This window comes from Eggerthella sinensis (assembly GCF_003339815.1).
GTDB classification, from domain to species: Bacteria; Actinomycetota; Coriobacteriia; order Coriobacteriales; family Eggerthellaceae; genus Eggerthella; species Eggerthella sinensis.
In genome coordinates this window covers 18572-37685 of sequence record NZ_PPTT01000013.1, presented here as the reverse complement: position 1 = coordinate 37685, position 19114 = coordinate 18572, and the positions used below count along the sequence as shown (strand labels likewise).

Below are 19114 nucleotides of genomic sequence, written 5' to 3'. Positions count from 1 at the left end.
AGCTATCCCTTTCACATCATTTGATGCCGTTCTCTCCTTCGCCGTCGCCTACGAGGTGTTCGCGCTCGGCTACGATGAGGTCGATGAGCTCTTGCTGCGAGTGCACGTTGAGCTTGCGGTAGATGGCGCGCACGTGGGTTTTCACCGTGTCGGGCGACACGGTGAGCTCCTCGCAGATGGCGCGGCGCGTCTTGCCCTGCGCCAGCAGCAGCATCACGTCGGTCTCGCGCTGCGTCACCTCGCGCTCCGTGGCCACGAAGCGCACGAGCCCTGCCAAGTCGCCCGACTCCAGGCCGCCCTCGCCCGGCAGCACCGTACCCCAGCCGTATTTCAGGTTGCTGCCGCTCGACAGGAACAGCGCACACGCGAACAGGAAGCACGCCACGAAGCTGGCCAGCATCGCCGACTCGGAATAGGGGCGCCCGTCCAGAAACACCCAGGCCACCGCACCGCCCACGAGCGCCCCGGAGAACAGCGCCGCACCGGGACAGCTTGCCACCCACGTCGCGGGCAGGCCCATGTTCTTCATGAGGCAGGCGCCCAGGCTCCACAGCACGAGGTCGAGATAGCAGAACCCGGCCGCGAGCACCACGAACCCCAGCTCGGGCACGGCGGGCAAAGCAGCCAGCAGCAAGAACCCCACCGCCACGGACGAGAACGCCACCTTGTAGATGAACCGGTTGAAGTCGAGCCGCAGAAACACGAGCGTCGCGAACAGCAGCACCACGGCCGCAATCTGGCCGACGGCCGCATTTGTCGACCCCGTCCCCGGCACGCCGAACATGAACAGACTCACGTACAGCACGCCGGCCGCCACGCCCTGCACGGCCGAGGTGGCCACGAACTTCGTCGGAAACGGCAGGGGCACGTCGCGTCCATGCTGGTAGTAGCGCACGCGCGGGAAGGCCCGCACGACGCGGCGCAGCAGCAACAGCGTGACGAAGGGCAGCACGAGCGCCATGCCGTACAACACCATCGGGCCGAGTGCCCCCTCCTCGAACCCCGCGAACCCCACCGTTACCAGCAGCAGCGCCACGAGCGTGCCCAGCATGCCCTGATACAGCGTCTGCTGCGTGCCAATCCAGCCGAACACCCGGTCGATCTCCACGCGAAACAGCGCCACGCCCGCTCCCGTCAGCACGCTCATCAGCGCATACAGCACTGCATCGGCCGCACTCGGCAGCGAGCGGTCGAGCGCCCACACGAGGTGCACCGACGCCGCCAGCGTCATGATGGAGGCGAGCGCCACGAGCCACGACGGGCTGTCGGGCACCTTCCGCGTGCGCTTGAACCACACCGCCACCGCCGTGCTTGCCACCGCCGTAGCCAGCAGCGGTCCCGACCACGCCGGCACGCTGGCGAACCCGCCGCCTCCCAGCGGCACGGCCACCGCCGGGCCCATGCAACAAGCGGTCATCCACGCCATATAGCAGGCGCTGATCAGCGCGACGAAGCCGCGACCTGCCGCGGACTGATACACGCTCGACACGACGCTCTGCCGCTCGTTCGGCGCGTTAAAAAGATTGCGCACGTGTTCGTTCGGCATATCCCTCCCCTTTTCTCCCGAGCTCAGGATACCTCGTCAGACCTCACCCCTCAGGGTGAAAACGCTCGGATCGGCGTTTTCCCTGGGGTGGGCGACGAAACCGCTCGGTCATCACGGTAAGGTGACCTTAAAGCTCAGTGCGGAGGGCACCGGGCAGACGGCATCGCCACCAAGCGACGCCGTCGCAATCAAGGAGGAAGGGATCACCATGAGCCAGGAAACCAGCATGGATCGTCGCAGCTTCTTGAAGGGCGCGTTCGCCACGGGCGCCGTGGCAACCGCCGCCGTCACGGGCGTGGGAACGCTCGCCGGATGCGCCGCCGAGCCGCAGCAGGGCACCGCAGGCGCGTCGAAGACCAGCTCGAAGGCAACCGCGGGCACGTACGACTTCGAAATTGCGCCCGACCCCATCGCCGCAAGCGACATCAAAGAGACGGTCGACGCCGACGTCGTCATCGTGGGCGCTGGCTTCTCGGGCCTGTGCTGCGCGCTGTCCGCCGTCGAAAACGGCGCGAAGGTGGTCATGCTCGAGCGCATGGACCACGTGGTGGGCCGCGGCGGTTCCATCTACGCCATGAACTCAAGCCTGACGAAGGAAAAGGGCTACGAATGCCCCGTCGAGGAAATCGCCCAGCGCTACAAGCGCATGATGGGCTACCACTCCTACCGGGTCGACGGACGCAAATGGATGCTGCACTTCAACCGCTCGGGGGAGGCCATGGACTGGCTCATCGACCGCATGACCACGGCCAGCTCGGTGGGCGGCAGCGACCTCACTCCCGTCATGGAGCACTGGTACGAGGACCCCGAGAACATCAACGGCGAATTCCCCGGCACGCACGAATTCCTCGACGGCCCGAACGGCAAGGGCCCCGACGACAACCCGCAGCAGGACGTGTGCGACAACATGGCCGCGTACTGCGCCGACAAGGGCGTGGACATCCGCTACCAGACCGAGGCGAAGCAGCTCGTGAAGGACGGCGACAAGGTGGTGGGCGTCGTGGCGAAGGGCGACAACGGCTACGTCCAGTTCAACGCCAAGAAGGGCGTGGTCATGGCCACGGGCGACTTCGGCCAGAACAAGGACATGCTTGAGAAGTTCATCCCCTGGGCGGCGCACCAGACCGACTTCGGCGGCATCTGGGACGGCACGGGCCACCAGATGGCGTACTGGGCCGGCGCGGCCGTGGACAAGAACGAAACGCCCACGCCCATGATCTTCTGCTTCCAGTGGCGCTCCATCACCCGCCAGGTGCGCGCTTTCCAGGGCCTCATGGTGAACTCCGACGGCCGCCGCTACGACAACGAGGACAACGTCATCTCGCACGGCGCGCTCGCGCTCACCCACGAGAAGGGCCACTACGCGTACGCCATCTGGGACGACGACTACGCGAACGAGCCGCAGTGGCAGAACCATCGCTACGTGGACGGCCCGAAGGTGTTCGAGACGCCCGACGACGTGCGCGCCTACTGGCAAACCACCATCGACGGCCCCGGCACCATCAACATGAACGGCTCGGGCGACATCGAGGTGAAGATGATCAAGGCCGACACCGTCGAGAAGCTGGTCGAGGAGCTGGGCCTGCCGAAGGAACAGACGCTCAAAACCATCGAGGCCTACAACGGCTACTGCGACAAGGGCGTGGACGAGGAGTTCGGCAAGCGCAAGGAGCTGCTGCTTCCTGTGAAGACCGGCCCCTTCTACGGCATCAAGTGCACGCCGTGGTTCCTCACCACGGTGGGCGGCATCCGCTGCAACGAAGACCTGCAGGTGATGAACGAGGACAACGAGGTCATCGACGGCCTGTACTGCCTCGGCTCCACCGTGGGCGACATGTACTGCAACGCCTACTCCACGCACTTCCCGGGCCACAACCTGGGCGGCACGTGTCTGACCTTCGGCTACGTGGTGGGTCGCAAGCTCGCCGGCGCCGAATAGCCCCCTCCGCGAGCCCGCGCGGCCCGCATCTCGCGTATCGCGAAGCCCGGACGCCCTTCCCTCCCGCGTCCGGGCTTCGCCCGTTTCCGATCCCGTTCTCCCTTAGAAGTCGAACACCGCGCCCCAGTCGAAGTCGCCCGACGCCTCCACGCTCGCGGGCCACGCGGCGCACCAGGCAGGCACGCGCGGATGCTCGATGCGGTCGATGCTGGGCGTGTAGGGCTTGAGGTCGATGAGCGGCGTGCCGTCCTCCGCATCGAGGTACGGCGTTTCCACCGTGCCGGCCTCCACGTCCACCGCGGCCATCTCGATGGTGGTCAACGCAATAGGATTGGGCCGCATCGGCGAGCGCGTGGCGAAGATGCCCAGGTCGTAGTCGAGCTTCGTGTAGGGCCGACCCGCCTCGACGATGCCGCGCAGCTCGTCGGCGTCGGCCAAGTGGCACCACCACAGCACTTCGAGATGGCCGAACCCGTCCAACCCGCGCAGCCCTTCGCGATACGCCTCGTCGATGTGCAGCACCGCGCTGCCGTCCTGACGCGCCTCGACCCGTCCGATGGCGCGAACCTCGTATTCCTTCATGATGCTCCTTTCGTTGGCAACGAGAGAAGCCTACGGCCTCACACGGTGTGAGGGTCAAGCGGGTTCGACGGGAATCTGCAACTCCGTGAGGTAGTCGGAAGGGTCCGCGGCATTCCACGGGCCGCGATGCGCGATCTCGCGCACGTCCCCCGCAGCGCGCAGGGTGGGATGCGCTTCGAGCCAGCGGGCGAACGAGGCGTAGGCCGCGGCGATACGCTCGTAGGGGCCGTACACCATGAGGCTCGCCGCCTGTGGAAGCTCCGCGCTGCGATGGAAGCGCAGGTCGTCGGCGCCCGCAACCGCGGCTTCCTCCCCGGACGCCGCAACCGACACCTCCACGACCACGGTCTCGCTCGCGGCGTCGCCCACGTCCCCCGTCGGAAACGTGCAGAACTCCGTGTACGGCTCCGACGGCGCAATGCCGCGCGCGTGCATGAGCTGCCCGAGCCGTTCCCAGGCAAAGCGCTCCTCGTCGTAGTCGCGCAACTCCATGCGCAGCGTCACCACGTCGTAGGCGGGCACGCGCTTCATCTGCACCTCGAACGTCTGCTCCACGTCGCCCGCCTCCACCGCACGCAGCAGCTCGCCCAGCGCCGCACGCCGCTCTTCCACCCGCGCGGCTTCGGCATCGAGCGCCGCCTGCTGCTGCCGCAGCTCGTCGGCGAGCGCCGCCGCATCAAGCGCCAGAAGACGCTTGATGTCGCGCACCTGAAATCCCAGGTCGCGCAAGGCTTTGATGCGGTTCGCCTCCGCCAGCTGCTCGACGTCGTACAGGCGGTACCCCGTCGCCGGATCCTGCTCCGCGGGCACCAGCACGCCTTCGGCGTCATAGTGCCGCAGCATGCGGATGGAGATGCGCGCATAGCGCGAGAATTCGCCGATCTTCAGCATGGCCGCCTCCTCGCCGCCTACAGCCACACGGCCAAGGCCGCGCACGCCAGCAAACCGCCCGCCAGCACGAGGCCGCTGCGCGCCGAGAATCGCCGCGGCGCAAGCGACGTTCGCGCCACATCGGGCGCGCCGTAGCAGCGCGCGTCCATGGCAACCGCCAGCGCATCGGCACGTCGGAACAGCCCCACGAACAGGGGGATGAGCACGGTCTGCCACGCGCGCAGCCGCTCCCACAGGCCGCCTTCCGCAAACGAAGCGCCACGCGCCCACTGCGCATCGTGCACGCGCCCGAACTCCTCGGCCGTCACGGGAATGAAGCGCAGCGCCAGCGAGAACACCATGGCGATGTCGTCGGTGGGCACGCCGATGCGCTTGAGCGGGCGCAGGAAGTCGCCCAGGGCGTTCGTCAGGTCGGTGGACGTCGTGGTGTAGGTGACCACGAGGCTGGCCACCACCAGCAACAGGATGCGCACGGCGAAGAAGCACCCGCGCACGAACCCGGCCGGCACGAACCCGAACGATCCGATGAGCGCAACGGGAGGCCACGAGACGAACACGCCGGCCGACACGTCGCCGAGCGCCGCCTGCGCCTGCCCCGTCGCATGCGCCACGTCGAAGGTGAACCCGTTGAACAGCACGGTGAACGCCACAATCACGTACACGGGCACGAGCAGGCCGAAAAACCGTCGCAGCGGCACGCGCGATACGCCCGCCACCACGGCGAACAGCAGCAGGCACAGCCCCAGCCCCGCCCACGTGCGCACCAGGAACAACGTGACGGAATACGCCGCAAGCAGCACGATTTTCACGCGTGCGTCGCACGCGTGCACAGCAGAGGTTCCGGGGATGTACGAACTGACGTTGATACGCATGCTGGCAGTATGCCACAACGGCGTTTCCCGCGCGACGCCCAGGGTGACAATTCCGCGCGATCAGCGCGTCGGCTCCCCCTTCGCCTGCCCAGGCCGCGGCTTGTCTTCGCGATAGAACGCGAGCAGCACCAATCCTACGAGCGAGCTTGCCGCCACAAGCAGAAACGCGCCACGGAAGCCCTCGTCGAGCGTCGATTGGAACGTGGCCTCGATGTCGCCGGCATGGTCGTCGATCTCCGCAAGATACTGCTGCTCAGCGGCATCCACCGCCTCGTTCGGCATGCCCGAAGCCGTGGCCTCCTGCTCGATTTCCGTCTTCGCCAACGTTTTCACGTTGCCCACGATGGTGGTCACGTCCGAATCTTCCATGAGGCGCTTGAGATCGTCGGGCAAGCCGTCGCCCGCCCCGTTGCCGTTCTGCACCAACGACGCAACCGACGACCCGTTCGGTAAATCGGGAAGCGCACCGATGATGCGATCGGGCATGGCCATGCCCGCATGGGCGATGAACGCCACCATCACCGCAGGAGCCACCGCCGTGCCGATGGAGCGCACGAGCGAGAGCGTGGCCAAGGCCGAGTTCGCCTCGCGCTCCTCCGTCTTCGCCAACATCATGTAGTTGAGCGGCGTACCGATGGTGAAGCCCATGCCGACGCCGATGGCAACAAGGCTCACCGCAAGGGTGACCGCATTGGTGAACCGCGTGGTCACAAGCGCAAGGAACAGCGCACCAGCCGCCGATGCCGCCAGCCCGAAGCCCAGCACCAGCTTCACGCCGAACCGGTCGATGAGCTTGCCCGACACCGGCGCGCCGACGCCCGCGAACGCCGCCAGCACGATAACCACGTAGCCGCCGCTGCCCGAGGGCAGCTTCAGGATGTTCTCGGCGAACTGCGGGATGAAGATGATGCCCATGAGCACGATGCCCGTGATGATGGACAGCACAAGCGTCACCACGATGTCGCGGTTGCGGAAGTACGAGAGGTTGAGCACCGGGTCGGCCGCGCGGCGCTCGATGAGCACGAACACCGGCAGCAACGCCACGAACGCCAGCAAGAACGGCCACACGTCCGTCGTGGCAAACGACGGCCCCACGTTGAAGAAGTCGAGGTTCTTCAACCCGTACAGCAACGAGAGCACCATGATCACGAGCACGGCGATACCCCAGCCGTCGATGGGCTTCACCTGCTCGGCGCGGCGGTTCGGCAGCACAAGCACGCCCGCCACCACGATGGCAGCGCAGATGGGCACGTTCACGTAGAAGATGAACTGCCAGTTCGCCTGCCCGAACACGGAGAGGATGAGGCTGCCCGCCGACGCCCCGAAGATGTTCGCGATGCCGTACACGCCGCCCACGAGGCCGAGCGCCAGGCCGCGCTTCTCGGGCGGGAACGCCGTGCCGAACTCGGCCGTTGCCACCGGCACGATGCCACCGCCGCCGATCGCCTGCACCGCACGCGCAACGAGCAGCATCTCGAAGCTGCCCACATCCTGCGCGAGTCCGCAGAACAGCGATCCCAAGCCGAACAGCAGGATGCTGCCCAGGTACACGTACTTGCGCCCGTACATGTCGGCCAGTTTGCCCATCACCGGGATGGCCGCCGCGTAGGCCAGCGTGTAGATGGTGATGATCCATACGCCCGCCTGATCGGCCACGCCGAGGTCGGTTTGGATCACCGTGCGCGCCGGCGTGACGATGCCGGTGTCGAGCGCGCCGATGAACAGGCCCAGCAAATAAACGACGGCGATGAGGATATATCCCTTGGTACGGGTGCGAGCTTCCATGGACGGCCTTTCAGGACAAAAAGCCCGCAGCTCATGCCGCGGGCTTTGAAGGATACCGGGTGCGCTCGGACGCGAGCGCGCGTGCCGGCGGTGCTACATGCGCGCCTTGATGTTGTCGACGCCTTCCTTGACGTTGTCCTTGGCCTCGGTTGCGGCCTCCTTGACGGCTTCGCCGGCCTTGCCGAGCGACTCCTTCACCGACTCCATGAAGTCGCCGGGCTTCTCATCGCGGCGCTTCTCGTGCTGCTGCGCGCGCATCGTGGCCGACGCGTCGCCCGTCTGCTGAGCAACCTCGTGCTCGCGCTTGGCGGCTTCGTCTTCGGCCTTGCGCTCGTTCATGCCGGCCTTCGCCTCATGGTAGGCGTCCTTCACGTTGTTCTTCACGTCGTGCGCCGCATCCTGCGCGGTGTTCTTCACGTTGTGCGCGGCGTCCTTCGCCGCATTCTTCACGTCGTTGTTCGTATCGTTCTGAGCCATGGTCGTATTCCTTCCGGGTAAAAGTGTAGGGGGGGGTGCCGGATTACGCTTCGTCGGCTTCTCCGGTTGTCTTGATCAGCAGTTCTTCCGTCTCGGCTTCAGCCTGGTCGAAATCGAAGGCGGTGGCAGCCGCTTCGACGGATTCCTTCTCGTTGCCGTCGCCATCGACGGCTTCCACGTACTGCTCGGCTTCGCGCTTCACTTCGTACTCGATGCGCTCGAGATCTTCAGCCGCCTCGCGATTCAACTCCTCAGCATCGTCCTTGTCGATGCGGATGTCTTCCTTCGTGGTCGTCTTAACCATGTCGGACTCCTTTCACTTCGTACGGCGCGAAGCACCGTGCATTGCTTGACGTCTTCACCCCTCAATTGTACTGAGGACAGCCCGCGCGCTCGACCACCGCAGCGCTACGATAGCGAAACGGCTGCGCGACAAGGCGCGGGCACATCGTGCATGCGAGCTACCGGTGCGGATGGTTGCCGTGGCCGCCGCGTTCTTTCGGCCTGAACCAGCCGAGGATGTTCTCTTTGAGATGGCCCATGAGGATGGGCGTTTCGCGCAGCACGTCGCCTGCCGCCTTGGGCATGTGATGCAGCACGTCGTTCGTCATATCCTGGGCATGGCGCATCACCTCGGCGGACTCGACTCCCGAGTCCTGCTCGGTTCCGGATTCCCGCTCACGCGTCGGTTCCACCGTTGTTTGGTTTGCCATAGTGGCCTCTTTTCACGAAAATGACGCCCGCGATGCGCGGGCAGATCGTGAATCTATGGTAGAACGCGCGACCGCGCGATAGGGAAACCGGGCCCCTACGGAGCCGCAACACCTCGATGGCGCTCCTGCGGGGCGAGCCCGGAAACGCAAAACGGGGACCCGAAGGTCCCCGTTGAGTACAGCGTGGTGAGCGAAAAGGCTACTTGGCAGCCTCTTCCTCCTTGGCGTCAGCCGTGTCGGCCTTGGCGGCTTCCGCGTTCTCGGCGGCAGCTTCCTCAGCCTTTTCAGCAGCCTCGACGGCGGCTTCCTCGACCTTGGCTTCAACCTTCTCCTCGGCCTTGGCCTCGGCGGTCTCCTCCTTGGGAGCCTCCTCGGCAGCTTCGACCTTCTTCGGAGCAGCCTTCTTCGTCGCCTTCTTGGCGGCCGGCTTCGGCTCTTCCTTCTTCTTCACGGGCTCGGTCACGAGCTCCATGATAACCATGGGGGCGCAGTCGCCCTTGCGGTTGCCCAGCTTCATGATGCGGGTGTAGCCGCCCTGGCGGTCGGCGAACATACCCTGCTCGACCTTCTCGAAGATCTCGCGCACGAGATCCTTGTCGCCCAGAGCCGCGATGGCGAGACGGCGAGAATGCAGGTCGCCCTTCTTGGCCCACGTGATGATCTTGTCGACGTTCGGACGGATCTCCTTGGCGCGGGATTCGACCGTCTTGATGCGGTCGTTCAGGAACAGGGCGTTCACCAAGCTCTTCTTCATTGCCTTGGTGTGGCTGAAGTCAGTGCCCAGCTTGCGGCCCTTATAGTTGTGTCGCATGATTCGTATCTCCTATAGCTTCAAATTGAGGTCCATGGAAATGAGTTTATCCTTCACTTCTTCAATGGACTTCGCACCAAAGTTTCTGATGTTCAGCAGGTCGTTTTCGGAGAACTCAACGAGCTGGCGCACCGAATGGATGCCGGCACGCTTCAGGCAGTTGTACGAGCGAACGGACAGGTCGAGGTCCTCGATCTGCTTGTCCAGCTCGGCGTTGGACTCCTGGCCCTCCGGCGCGAAGATAGACGGCACTTCGCCCTCTTCCTCGTCGACGACGTCGGACAGGCTCAAAAACGCTCCCATGTACTGGTTGATGATGTTGGACGCGCGGCACACAGCCTCGGTCGGCGTGATGCTGCCGTCGGTCTCAACTTCCAGCACGAGCTTGTCGTAGTCGGTGCGCTGACCCACGCGGGTGTCGGTAACGTTGAGGGTGCAACGACGAACCGGCGAGAACAGCGAGTCCACATGGATGACCCCGATGGGATCCTCCGTGCGCTTGTTGCGCTCAGCCGAAACGTAGCCGCGACCCACGCCGATGCGAACCGTCATGTCCAGCTGGCCGCCATCGGCAACCGTGGCAATGACGTGCTCCGGGTTGACCAGCGTGAACTCGGTCGGGATGTCGAGATCGGCACCCGTGACCGTGCAAGGACCCTCCGCCGACACATGTGCCGTGGCTTCCTCGATGTCATCGTTCAACGCGGAGAACACAAGACCCTTGACGTTCAGGACGATATCGGTGATATCCTCGATGACGCCCTCAGCCGTCGTGAACTCATGCTGCACACCCTCGATCTGGATGGCGGTAGCTTTCGCACCATCCAGCGAGGAGAGCAGAACGCGGCGCATGCAGTTGCCCAGCGTGTAGCCGTAACCGCGCTCGAGCGGCTCGACCACGAAACGTGCGACAGTGTCGTTGACTTCTTCCGTTGTTACCGTAGGCCTCATGAACTCTGTCATGTGGGATAAGCCTCCTAACTATGCCGCGATTATTTCGAGTAAAGCTCGACGATGAGCTGCTCGCGAATGTCCAGATCGATTTGATCGCGCTGCGGAAGAGCAAGTACGCTACCCTGAAGTTTCTCGATGTCAACCTCGAGCCAAGCCGGCACCTGAACACGCTCGTTCGAGATGAGCGCGCTCTTGATGACCAACAGGTCCTTGGCCTTCGGCGCGACGGCCACGAGGTCGCCGGGCTTGACGCGGAACGACGGGATGTCGACGCGGCGGCCGTTCACCACGATGTGGCCGTGACGCACCTGCTGACGAGCCTCGGCGCGAGACTTCGCGAAACCGAGACGGTACACGACGTTGTCGAGACGGCTTTCGAGGATGCGAAGCAGGTTCTCACCCGTCACGCCCTTCTGACGACCAGCGAGGTCGTAGTAGTGACGGAACTGCTTCTCGAGCACACCGTAGATGCGCTTGGTCTTCTGCTTCTCGCGCAGCTGGTTGCGATATTCGCTTTCCTTAATGCGCTTCTTGCCGGCTTCGCCCGGCGCGTAGTTGCGGCGCTCGAGTGCGCACTTCTCCGTGTAGCAGCGATCGCCCTTAAGGAAAAGCTTCGCCCCTTCACGACGGCACAGACGGCAGTCCGCTCCAGTATAACGAGCCATAATTCGTAGATCCTTTCAGTTACACGCGACGACGCTTGCGCGGACGGCAACCGTTGTGCGGAATGGGTGTGCAATCCTGGATGCTGGCAATCTCGAGGCCGGCGGCCTGCAGAGAGCGGATAGCCGTTTCGCGACCCGAGCCGGGGCCCTTCACGAACACGGAAATCTTGCGCAGCCCGTGCTCCATTGCCGTCTTCGCGGCGGCCTCAGCGGCCATCTGCGCGGCGAACGGCGTGGACTTGCGGGAACCCTTGAAACCGACCGTACCGGCGGACTGCCAGGAGATCACGTTGCCCTGAGGATCAGTGATGCTCACGATCGTGTTGTTAAACGTAGACTTGATATGCGCAGCGCCGACGGCGATGTTCTTACGCTCAGAGCGCTTAATGCGCGTGCGCACGTTTTTCTTAGCTGCCACTTGAGACTACCTCACTTTTTCTTTCCGCCGATTTGCTTACGAGGACCCTTGCGCGTGCGCGCGTTCGTGTGCGTGCGCTGTCCGCGAACGGGCAGGCCGCGACGATGGCGGAGTCCACGATAGCAACCGATCTCCATGAGGCGCTTCACGTTCTGGGAAACCTCGCGGTGCAGGTCGCCCTCCACCTTGATGTTCGCCTGAATGTAGTCGCGCAGCTTCGTGAGGTCATCCTCCGTGAGATCCTTCACGCGGACGCTACCGTCAACGCCGGTCTCAGCAAGAATCTGCTTGGAGGTGGTCATGCCAATGCCGTAGATGTAGGTCAAGCCGACTTCAATGCGCTTGTCGCGAGGAAGGTCGACACCAACAAGACGTGCCATAGGTTATATCTCCTCTTTCTTCCTAGCCCTGACGCTGCTTATGGCGCGGGTTCTCGCAGATGACGAGGACCTTGCCATGGCGTCGGATGATTTTGCACTTATCGCACATTTTCTTGACCGAAGGACGTACCTTCATAATCATTTCCTTTCGGTTAATGCGTTCTCATTCTATATGCCACACCCAGCCGCAGGTGATAACTTTCAACACGTAGCTGCCCACCGATGCCGTTCTCAGGAATCGTTTTGAGCCCCTCTTGCACACAAAACCTGCACAGGTCGTTCTCGACCCGCGCACATTCGCGCGCTATTTGAACCGATAGGTGATGCGACCGCGGTTCAGGTCGTAGACGGACAGTTCCACCGTCACCTTGTCGCCCGGCAGGATCTTGATGTAGTGCATCCTCATCTTGCCGGAAATGTGGGCCAATATCTTGTGCCCATTTTCGAGCTCCACCCTAAACATAGCGTTTGGCAACGCTTCGAGCACGGTCCCCTCGAGCTCGATAACATCTTCTTTGGTCAAAAGTGCTCCTTCAAGCATATCGTCGTTAAGCAGCAACCATAGATGATACCAAAAGTATTCGGTTATGTACACGAGAATTTGGGGACGCAGAATTCCAACAAACCTTCTGGTCCGAAAACAGCCTGCTTGCCAGGCGCGCGGCTTTTTGATGCCGCGCGGTCCGCACAATGGGTGCGATACCGCCAGGTATTTGCGCGAAGCGCAGCCGCCTTGTCGGCTTGACGCGTTTCTGGCGTCCTCTCGGGACGCGCGCGTCATGGATAGGTACCTATTCTAGGCGATTCGCCCGCGCGGTCAAGAGCCTTTTCGCTCGGATGGTAAATGGTTACCTTCCTCCCCCTCGAGCAACGCGGCCAGCTTGCGATAGGACACGATGGCTATCACCGAGTTCGCAAGCGCCTTGAACGCGTTGAACGGCAGCAGGGCGGGCAGCACCATCGCGGCCACCATCTCGTAGGTGGCGCCTGCGTACAGCGGCGTGACCACGAAGTTCAGGCAGATGGATACCGCCGTGGAAACCACCACGCCCGCAGCGCACCCCAGCACCGCATGCAGCAGGCTGGGTTTGCGTCGGTACACGGTGCCCACCACCATGATGAGCGACACGGTGGCCATGATGTTCATGAAAGCGCCAAGCGGATCGGTGACGAGGTGCGGAATCCAGGACACCACCGCTACGGCCACGCCAATCCACGAGCCGTACAGGATGGTGGTGAGCAGCGACACGATGCCCGACGGATCGTACTTGAGCCATTCGGCTCCGGGAACCACCGGCAGCTCGACGAAGCTGAGCACCATGGCCATGAGGATGAGCAGCACGATGGCCGCCACTTGCTTCGGCGAGCGCTTCTGCCATCCATAGGGTAGTCCGTCCATAACACCTCCCGAGATTTCCCACCATTATATACGGGTGCGACGCATCTTTGGACACGTCGCACCCGTACGTTGCTCTTCGTTTTCCTGCGGAAGGGGTTAGACCGCCTTCGCGGCCGCAACGGCGGCGTCCACGTACCCGACGGTGTCCACGAGGGTGGCGCCCGACACCGCGTCGGGGCCCTTCACCTTCACGTCGGCAATCTTCTGACCCGCGAGGAACGACTCGATGGCGGACATCGACGTGAGCCACGGCGTGGTGGCCTGCGCCTTCTCCTTCATCATGTCGCTGTAGACGGCGGAGTTCACCGACTTGGACGCAAGCTCGACGCCCTCGGCGTAACCGTCGGCGAACGCCGCGTCGGAGTTCGGCACGGGAACAAGGCCGGCCGTGGAGGCGTCCATGAACTGGAATTCGTCGATGCTCGCGGCCACCAGCACGTCGCCCTGCACGAGCGACACGGCTTCGGCGAACGCCTTGTCGCCGTGCGCGGCAGCGTTCACCTGGCCCAGCTTCACGTCGGAGCCGTCGCCCGTGTACGAGCCGAGCGTGGTGAGGTCGCCGCTCTCGGCGACTTCGGAGACGAGCTTCAGGTAGTTCGGAGCGTCCACGAGCGTGGCGCCCGACACCGTGTCGATGCCGGCCTTCTTGAGATCGGCGGGCTTCTTGCCCACGCAGTACTCCTCGATGGCGGTCATGGACGTCAGCCACGGCTTGGTGGACTGCGCTTTCTCCTTCATCATGGCGGAATACGCCTCGTTGTTCTGCGCCTTCGACATGAGCATCTGGCCCTCGGCGTATCCGGCGGCGAAGCCCGCGTCGGAGTTCGGCACGCCCACCATGCCCGAATCGACCGCGGTGAACTGGTAGTCGTCCACGCTCACCGCAAGGATGGTGCCGTCGTCGGCGGTGGCCACCACGGCACGCGTGAAGCACTTGTCGCCGTGCGCGGCGCCGTAGCCGCGGTGCAGCGTGACGGACGTGGTCGCATCGGCGGCGCCGGCGGTTTCCGCTGCCGAGGCGGCACCGCTGCTTGCAGCAGGTGCGCTCGCACAGGAGCTGAGCGCGCCCATGCCGGCGGCGCCGAGCGCTACGACGATGCTACCCTTGAGAAAATCACGACGCGTGAATTGCAGTTCCATGATGGCCTCCCTAGCCGTTCCAACATTCCAACGTTCCAACGTTCCGTGGACAACGGGGCCACCATACGAGCTTTCAAAACGCGTATCTATCGTCAAAAGGAGGGAACTTTGCCGTTTTCCAGGCTTGTTACGTCTAAACGAAAAGGGGGAGACGCGGCATTGCGCCTATTCGTCCGCCGTTTCTTCCGCGTCGAGCAGCTTGAACAGCTCCTCGCGCGATGAAACGTCGAGCTTGCGGTAAATGTTCTTGCGATGGCTGCGCACGGTCGATTCGGCCACCGTCAGCTCGTCGGCCACGAAGCTCGAGGTGTGGCCGCGCCCCAGCATGATGAGGATTTCGGCCTCGCGCGCCGTGAGGTGGTACGCCTCGGCCAGCTCGGCGCAGCGCTGGCCGTACGCCACCTGCGCGTCGAACGCGTTTGACTCCACGGCCTCGATGCCCTCCAGCATCACGCGCCACAGCCGCGAACTCGGCGTGATCATGAGCACGCCGGCCAGCAAGACGAACAGCACGAGCATCACCTGGTACTGGTACGCGCTGAGCGGTCCCGCGTCCACGTGCGTGGTTGAAAGCAGGCACACGAGGCATCCGGCGATGATCATGATGCCGGCGGCCGGCAGCGCGAGCGAGCGCATGCGGCCCGCCATGGTGACCAGCATGGCCGACATGACCAGCGCGTACATGGTGCAGAACGCAAGCGAGCCCACCACCATCACCATGTGCTGCCACGGCGGGTCGACGAACGCGCTTGCGGCAAACACCAGGAAGGCCATGAGCGGCAGGAAGAAGCGATAGGAAAAGTTGATGAGCGCTTGGTCGGTCTTGAAGCGCACGAGCGGCACCATGATCACCACGGTGAGCACGCCCGCCAGGCCCAACGGCGGCACGGGCCACGCATACGCCTGCGTCACGTTGTGGTCGGCCACGAACAACAGCAGCATGACAAGCGGCATGACCACGAAGAACAGCGCGCGAGCGAGCGGCGTCTTGAAATCGCCCGTGCCCTCCACTACCGACACGTCGAGGTGCCCGAACACGTCCCACCAGTTCACGCCTACCTGCGTGGCCAGCTCGTCCTCGTGTTCGCGCCGGAAGAACAGGCGCGCGCACCCGACCAGCGCCAGAAGCGCCGTCGCGCTCAGCACCGCCCTCGTCGCATCGGCTCCCAGCAACGGCAGGCCGGCCGCAGCCGCGAACAGGCAGCAGGCTGCCAGCCACACCAGCATGAGCGCGCGCTTGAACTCGAGCAGGCGCAGGCGGCTCACCCACACGAGGCACATGACGGCGGCGCCGAACCCCAGCGTCAGACCGCACACGGTTTCCACCATCGAACCGCCCAGCACGCCCGAGCTCCACAGGTCGAGCAGCGCGTAGCCCGCCGCGTAGCAGGCGAGCGCCACCACGAGGATCGTGCGGCTCACGCGCGCATGCGCCGTTTTCAGCAAGCACACGAACAGGAAGGCGAGGGCCGTGAACATGGCGGACAGCGGCACCGCGCTGGCGAAGGGCACGATGGGCAAGAACGAGCTTGCGGCAGGCGCCGTCGAAGCCGTCAGGCCCTGCCACATCGTCAGCACGGGCACGAACAGCGGCACGCTCACGCAAAACGCCAGCAACGACGCGGTATCGAACGCATCGAATCGCTGCTTGGTGTCCGACCCGTCTCCACGCGCCCTACGCGCCATAGACTCGCTCCTCCGCGCCGCCTTTCCAACATGCATCGAAGAAAGTATACTAGGAAGCTCTCAATTACGCACGCTTGAAGGGAACGGGATCGCTATGATTTCGCGCACGTTCTTCCGTTTCAACACCACGAACACCATCAGCGCCGAAACCGACGACGAATCCGTGCTCGACGAAGCCGTCGCGCTGTGCGGCCGCTACGAGCAGCTGCTGTCGCGCGTCGATCCCGCAAGCGAGCTCTACCGGCTCAATCACGCCGAGGGGCGTCCCACCCGCGTCGCGCCCGAGCTCGCGGCGTTCGTCGAGACGGCGCTGCGCTACTGCCGCGAGGTCGACGGCGCATTCGACGTCACCATGGGCAGCACGACACGGCTGTGGGATTTCAAGGCGCGCCGCATTCCCACGCCCGCCGACGTGGCAGACGCGCTGCAGCACGTCGATTACCGCACGGTGCACGTGGACGGAGAAACCGTCACCCTGCGCGACCCGCAGGCGCACATCGACCTCGGCGGCATCGCCAAGGGCTACATCGCCGACGGCATCCTCGCGCTGCTGCGCGAGCGCGGCGTGTCGCATGCCCTCGTCAACCTCGGCGGTAACGTGGCCGTGGCGGGCGGCAAGCCCGACGGCAGCGCCTGGAGCATCGGCATTCGCAAGCCCCTCCCCTCCCACGAGCTGCCCCTGCTCGACTCGTTCGCCACCCTTGCCGTGCGCGACGGGTCGGTGGTGACGAGCGGCATCTACGAGCGCGCGTTCGAGCAGGACGGCACCCTGTTCCACCACATCCTCGACCCGCGCACGGGCTTCCCCGCGCACACCGACGTGCTGAGCGCTACCGTGGTGGCGCCGACGTCGCTCGACGCGGACGGATATACCACCGCGCTCGTCATCATGGGTGCCGATCGGGCGCTCGCGTTCGCCGAGCAGCACCCGTCGCTCGAAGCGGTGGTGGTGGCGAACGAAGGCGACGTCCTGGCCACGTCGGGCATTGGCACCGAGGTACCGTTTCAGCTGCTTACCTAGGGTTTCTTCGAGTAAAATAGGGGGTGCTTGAGGGGGAGGGGGAAGCATGGACGATCTGCCAACCGGCACGATGGCCGAGCTTAACTGCATCACCAAGAAGACGCTGCGGCTGTACCACGAGATAGGGCTGTTGGAACCCGTGCGCGTCGACGAGGAGACGGGGTACCGGTACTACGCGTACGATCAGTGCTCCACCATCGACATGATTCAGCAGCTGCAGAGCCTCGGCATCTCGCTCGCCGAGATCAAGAAGCTGCTCGACGACGATTCCGCCAGCCTCGTGAAACTGCTCGAGGAGCACCGCGCCGCCATCGATGCAGAAATCCTGCGGCTGTCCATCGCGCGGCAGAACGCCTCGCAGCTCTTGGACAACTACCGCCGCTACTCGAACCGGCCCCTCTTCGACACCGTCATCCTCGAGCACCTGCCCGAGCGACACGCGCTGTCGTTCGACATCTTCAACGAGAGCGCGCGGGTGCTCGACAACGACGTCGTGCATTTTCTGAAGGAGTGGGAGCTCAACTTGCGCATGACGAAGCGCTACATGCTCGACCACAACTTGCCGCCCTCGCTGTTTCACCACGTGGGGTGCCGTATCGCGCAGGAAAACCTCAAGCAGCGCGCCTTCGTGCTGGACGCGTCGTTCATCCTCATCGACAACGATCAGGTGGCGCGGACGTACGGCGCCGGCGTGGTGCCCGCGGGCGACTACCTCACCCTGTACAAGCAGAGCTACTCCGACGAGGGTCACCGCAACTCCGAGATCAGCGGCCTGAACGCCCTGCTCGATTACGCCGAGCAGCACGGCCTAACCGTGGCGGGCGACTACTACGGCGAGATCATCGCCGAGACCCCCGCCTTCCACTTCGAAGGCCGCGAGATGCTCTACAAGCTCGAACTCCCCATTCTGCTGGACTAGAGAAACGGACGAACCAGCTGCCACGCCTGGGTAAGATCGTCGCACTCGGCAGCATAACCCGCGTCAGCAGACAAGACCGCATCGAGCGCGTACCTTCCGTCGGCGATGGGAGTGATGACGCAATCTCCCGGGTCGACGAGGTACGCAGACTTCGACTTCACGAGCGCATACACCGGGTCGCCGGGAATCGTTCCTCGGTATTCCCCCACCTGAAAACCATGCTCGAGCAGCAAGTCTTCCGTTAAAACGAATTCTGCAAACGACCGATCGCCCTCAACCAGCGCTCGCCACACGTCGTCGCGCATCGCTGCGCGGCAGATCGAGCAACGTCCGTCGCCATCCTTCTCGCGAGGCCACTCGCATCTGAACGGATTGTCGCGGCGAGCGAGAACGCACGGATGGAGGGGGAATAGTCGGTTCATACACGCCCATATCTCAATTAGGGAAAATCTGACGGTTAGGACAGAGAACATTTTACTCCCTCGCGTAGCTTTGATATATGGTGAATTCGGCGAAAAAACTTGGCTTACGAATCAAAGAGCTGCGCGAAGAGCACGGCTGGACGCAAGTGCAATGCGCCGACTATTTGGGGTTTCACTATTCATACGTCGGACATCTCGAATCCGGAGACAAGAACGTAACCCTGGCGACCATAGACAAAATCGCCGACGGTTTCGGCATCACGCTCGAAGAGCTCTTCCGAGGGCTGTAAATTCCTTCGCATTACCCAAGCGCTTCCCCCTTGTGCAAAAAGTACCGAAATGTGACGTATTTTTACCTGCTTCGTCCAGCCGAGAATACACGACCTGGGGAAACGCGCGCAAACATCCCCATGAGGAAGATTCAACCGACCGCACCGCAACATTTCGGTGATTTCTGCACAATCCTAAAGCCCCCGACCCCGAGGCGCCCGCGG

General features: G+C 63.8%; 23 protein-coding genes. 4 read left to right on the top strand and 19 right to left on the bottom strand.

The window, feature by feature from the left end; translation table 11 throughout:
• Window positions 1-16 precede the first annotated feature (16 nt).
• Window positions 17-1546 (bottom strand): LuxR C-terminal-related transcriptional regulator, encoded by a 1530-nt coding sequence (locus C1876_RS08760; protein ID WP_114546346.1) that lies wholly within the window; start codon window positions 1544-1546, stop codon window positions 17-19.
• A 208-nt stretch (window positions 1547-1754) separates the two neighbouring features.
• Here C1876_RS08760 and C1876_RS08755 point away from each other — a divergent pair, with 208 nt between their 5' ends.
• Entirely contained in the window at window positions 1755-3485 is a 1731-nt protein-coding gene (locus C1876_RS08755) for an FAD-dependent oxidoreductase (RefSeq protein WP_114546345.1), read from the top strand.
• Between the two features lie 102 nt (window positions 3486-3587).
• Here C1876_RS08755 and C1876_RS08750 read toward each other — a convergent pair whose 3' ends face one another.
• The 17 genes from C1876_RS08750 to C1876_RS08670 form a co-directional block, all read right to left on the bottom strand.
• Window positions 3588-4067 (bottom strand): SAM-dependent methyltransferase, encoded by a 480-nt coding sequence (locus C1876_RS08750; protein ID WP_114546344.1) that lies wholly within the window; start codon window positions 4065-4067, stop codon window positions 3588-3590.
• A gap of 54 nt (window positions 4068-4121) precedes the next feature.
• Window positions 4122-4958, bottom strand: a complete 837-nt coding sequence (locus tag C1876_RS08745; protein WP_114546343.1) for a MerR family transcriptional regulator — start codon at window positions 4956-4958, stop codon at window positions 4122-4124.
• 17 nt (window positions 4959-4975) lie between these two features.
• The gene (locus C1876_RS08740; protein WP_114546342.1) at window positions 4976-5830 is read right to left on the bottom strand and encodes an energy-coupling factor transporter transmembrane component T family protein; all 855 of its coding nucleotides are present in this window, start codon (window positions 5828-5830) and stop codon (window positions 4976-4978) included.
• Window positions 5831-5890: 60 nt separating this feature from the next.
• Entirely contained in the window at window positions 5891-7615 is a 1725-nt protein-coding gene (locus C1876_RS08735) for an MFS transporter (protein WP_114546341.1), read from the bottom strand.
• Between the two features lie 93 nt (window positions 7616-7708).
• On the bottom strand, window positions 7709-8092 hold the full coding sequence (locus C1876_RS08730) for a hypothetical protein (RefSeq protein ID WP_114546340.1): 384 nt from the start codon (window positions 8090-8092) through the stop codon (window positions 7709-7711).
• A gap of 43 nt (window positions 8093-8135) precedes the next feature.
• Entirely contained in the window at window positions 8136-8396 is a 261-nt protein-coding gene (locus C1876_RS08725; RefSeq protein WP_114546339.1) for a BAG1 BAG family molecular chaperone regulator 1, read from the bottom strand.
• A 157-nt stretch (window positions 8397-8553) separates the two neighbouring features.
• Complete coding sequence (locus C1876_RS08720; protein ID WP_114546338.1) at window positions 8554-8805, bottom strand: hypothetical protein; 252 nt, start codon at window positions 8803-8805, stop codon at window positions 8554-8556.
• A gap of 199 nt (window positions 8806-9004) precedes the next feature.
• Window positions 9005-9616 carry a 50S ribosomal protein L17 gene (gene rplQ, locus C1876_RS08715; protein ID WP_114546337.1) on the bottom strand — a complete coding sequence of 204 codons (612 nt, stop codon included), beginning with the start codon at window positions 9614-9616 and terminating at the stop codon, window positions 9005-9007.
• Window positions 9617-9628: 12 nt separating this feature from the next.
• On the bottom strand, window positions 9629-10579 hold the full coding sequence (locus C1876_RS08710) for a DNA-directed RNA polymerase subunit alpha (protein WP_101720734.1): 951 nt from the start codon (window positions 10577-10579) through the stop codon (window positions 9629-9631).
• Between the two features lie 29 nt (window positions 10580-10608).
• The gene (gene rpsD / locus C1876_RS08705; protein ID WP_114546336.1) at window positions 10609-11235 is read right to left on the bottom strand and encodes a 30S ribosomal protein S4; all 627 of its coding nucleotides are present in this window, start codon (window positions 11233-11235) and stop codon (window positions 10609-10611) included.
• Between the two features lie 19 nt (window positions 11236-11254).
• A complete protein-coding gene (rpsK, locus tag C1876_RS08700) occupies window positions 11255-11653 on the bottom strand; it encodes a 30S ribosomal protein S11 (RefSeq protein ID WP_114546335.1) in 399 nt (132 codons plus the stop codon).
• 11 nt (window positions 11654-11664) lie between these two features.
• Window positions 11665-12033 carry a 30S ribosomal protein S13 gene (rpsM, locus tag C1876_RS08695; protein ID WP_114546334.1) on the bottom strand — a complete coding sequence of 123 codons (369 nt, stop codon included), beginning with the start codon at window positions 12031-12033 and terminating at the stop codon, window positions 11665-11667.
• A gap of 22 nt (window positions 12034-12055) precedes the next feature.
• Window positions 12056-12169: a 50S ribosomal protein L36 gene (rpmJ, locus tag C1876_RS08690; protein ID WP_006363204.1), complete on the bottom strand. Its 114-nt coding sequence runs from the start codon at window positions 12167-12169 to the stop codon at window positions 12056-12058.
• A 168-nt stretch (window positions 12170-12337) separates the two neighbouring features.
• A complete protein-coding gene (gene infA / locus C1876_RS08685; protein WP_009306918.1) occupies window positions 12338-12556 on the bottom strand; it encodes a translation initiation factor IF-1 in 219 nt (72 codons plus the stop codon).
• A gap of 294 nt (window positions 12557-12850) precedes the next feature.
• Window positions 12851-13432 (bottom strand): ECF transporter S component, encoded by a 582-nt coding sequence (locus C1876_RS08680; RefSeq protein WP_114546333.1) that lies wholly within the window; start codon window positions 13430-13432, stop codon window positions 12851-12853.
• A 96-nt stretch (window positions 13433-13528) separates the two neighbouring features.
• Window positions 13529-14572 carry a twin-arginine translocation signal domain-containing protein gene (locus C1876_RS08675; protein WP_114546332.1) on the bottom strand — a complete coding sequence of 348 codons (1044 nt, stop codon included), beginning with the start codon at window positions 14570-14572 and terminating at the stop codon, window positions 13529-13531.
• Window positions 14573-14737: 165 nt separating this feature from the next.
• Window positions 14738-16258 carry a helix-turn-helix transcriptional regulator gene (locus tag C1876_RS08670; RefSeq protein WP_244910092.1) on the bottom strand — a complete coding sequence of 507 codons (1521 nt, stop codon included), beginning with the start codon at window positions 16256-16258 and terminating at the stop codon, window positions 14738-14740.
• Window positions 16259-16352: 94 nt separating this feature from the next.
• Here C1876_RS08670 and C1876_RS08665 point away from each other — a divergent pair, with 94 nt between their 5' ends.
• Both C1876_RS08665 and C1876_RS08660 read left to right on the top strand, forming a co-directional pair.
• Window positions 16353-17279 (top strand): FAD:protein FMN transferase, encoded by a 927-nt coding sequence (locus tag C1876_RS08665; protein WP_114546330.1) that lies wholly within the window; start codon window positions 16353-16355, stop codon window positions 17277-17279.
• A 46-nt stretch (window positions 17280-17325) separates the two neighbouring features.
• Complete coding sequence (locus C1876_RS08660; protein WP_114546329.1) at window positions 17326-18198, top strand: MerR family transcriptional regulator; 873 nt, start codon at window positions 17326-17328, stop codon at window positions 18196-18198.
• Here the strand turns inward: C1876_RS08660 and C1876_RS08655 are convergent.
• On the bottom strand, window positions 18195-18620 hold the full coding sequence (locus C1876_RS08655; protein WP_148044501.1) for a hypothetical protein: 426 nt from the start codon (window positions 18618-18620) through the stop codon (window positions 18195-18197). The two genes, C1876_RS08660 and C1876_RS08655, sit on opposite strands and share 4 nt — an antisense overlap.
• Window positions 18621-18697: 77 nt before the next feature.
• On the opposite strand from C1876_RS08655, the gene C1876_RS08650 reads away from it, so the two are divergent.
• Complete coding sequence (locus tag C1876_RS08650) at window positions 18698-18910, top strand: helix-turn-helix domain-containing protein (RefSeq protein ID WP_114546327.1); 213 nt, start codon at window positions 18698-18700, stop codon at window positions 18908-18910.
• The last annotated feature ends 204 nt before the right edge of the window (window positions 18911-19114 follow it).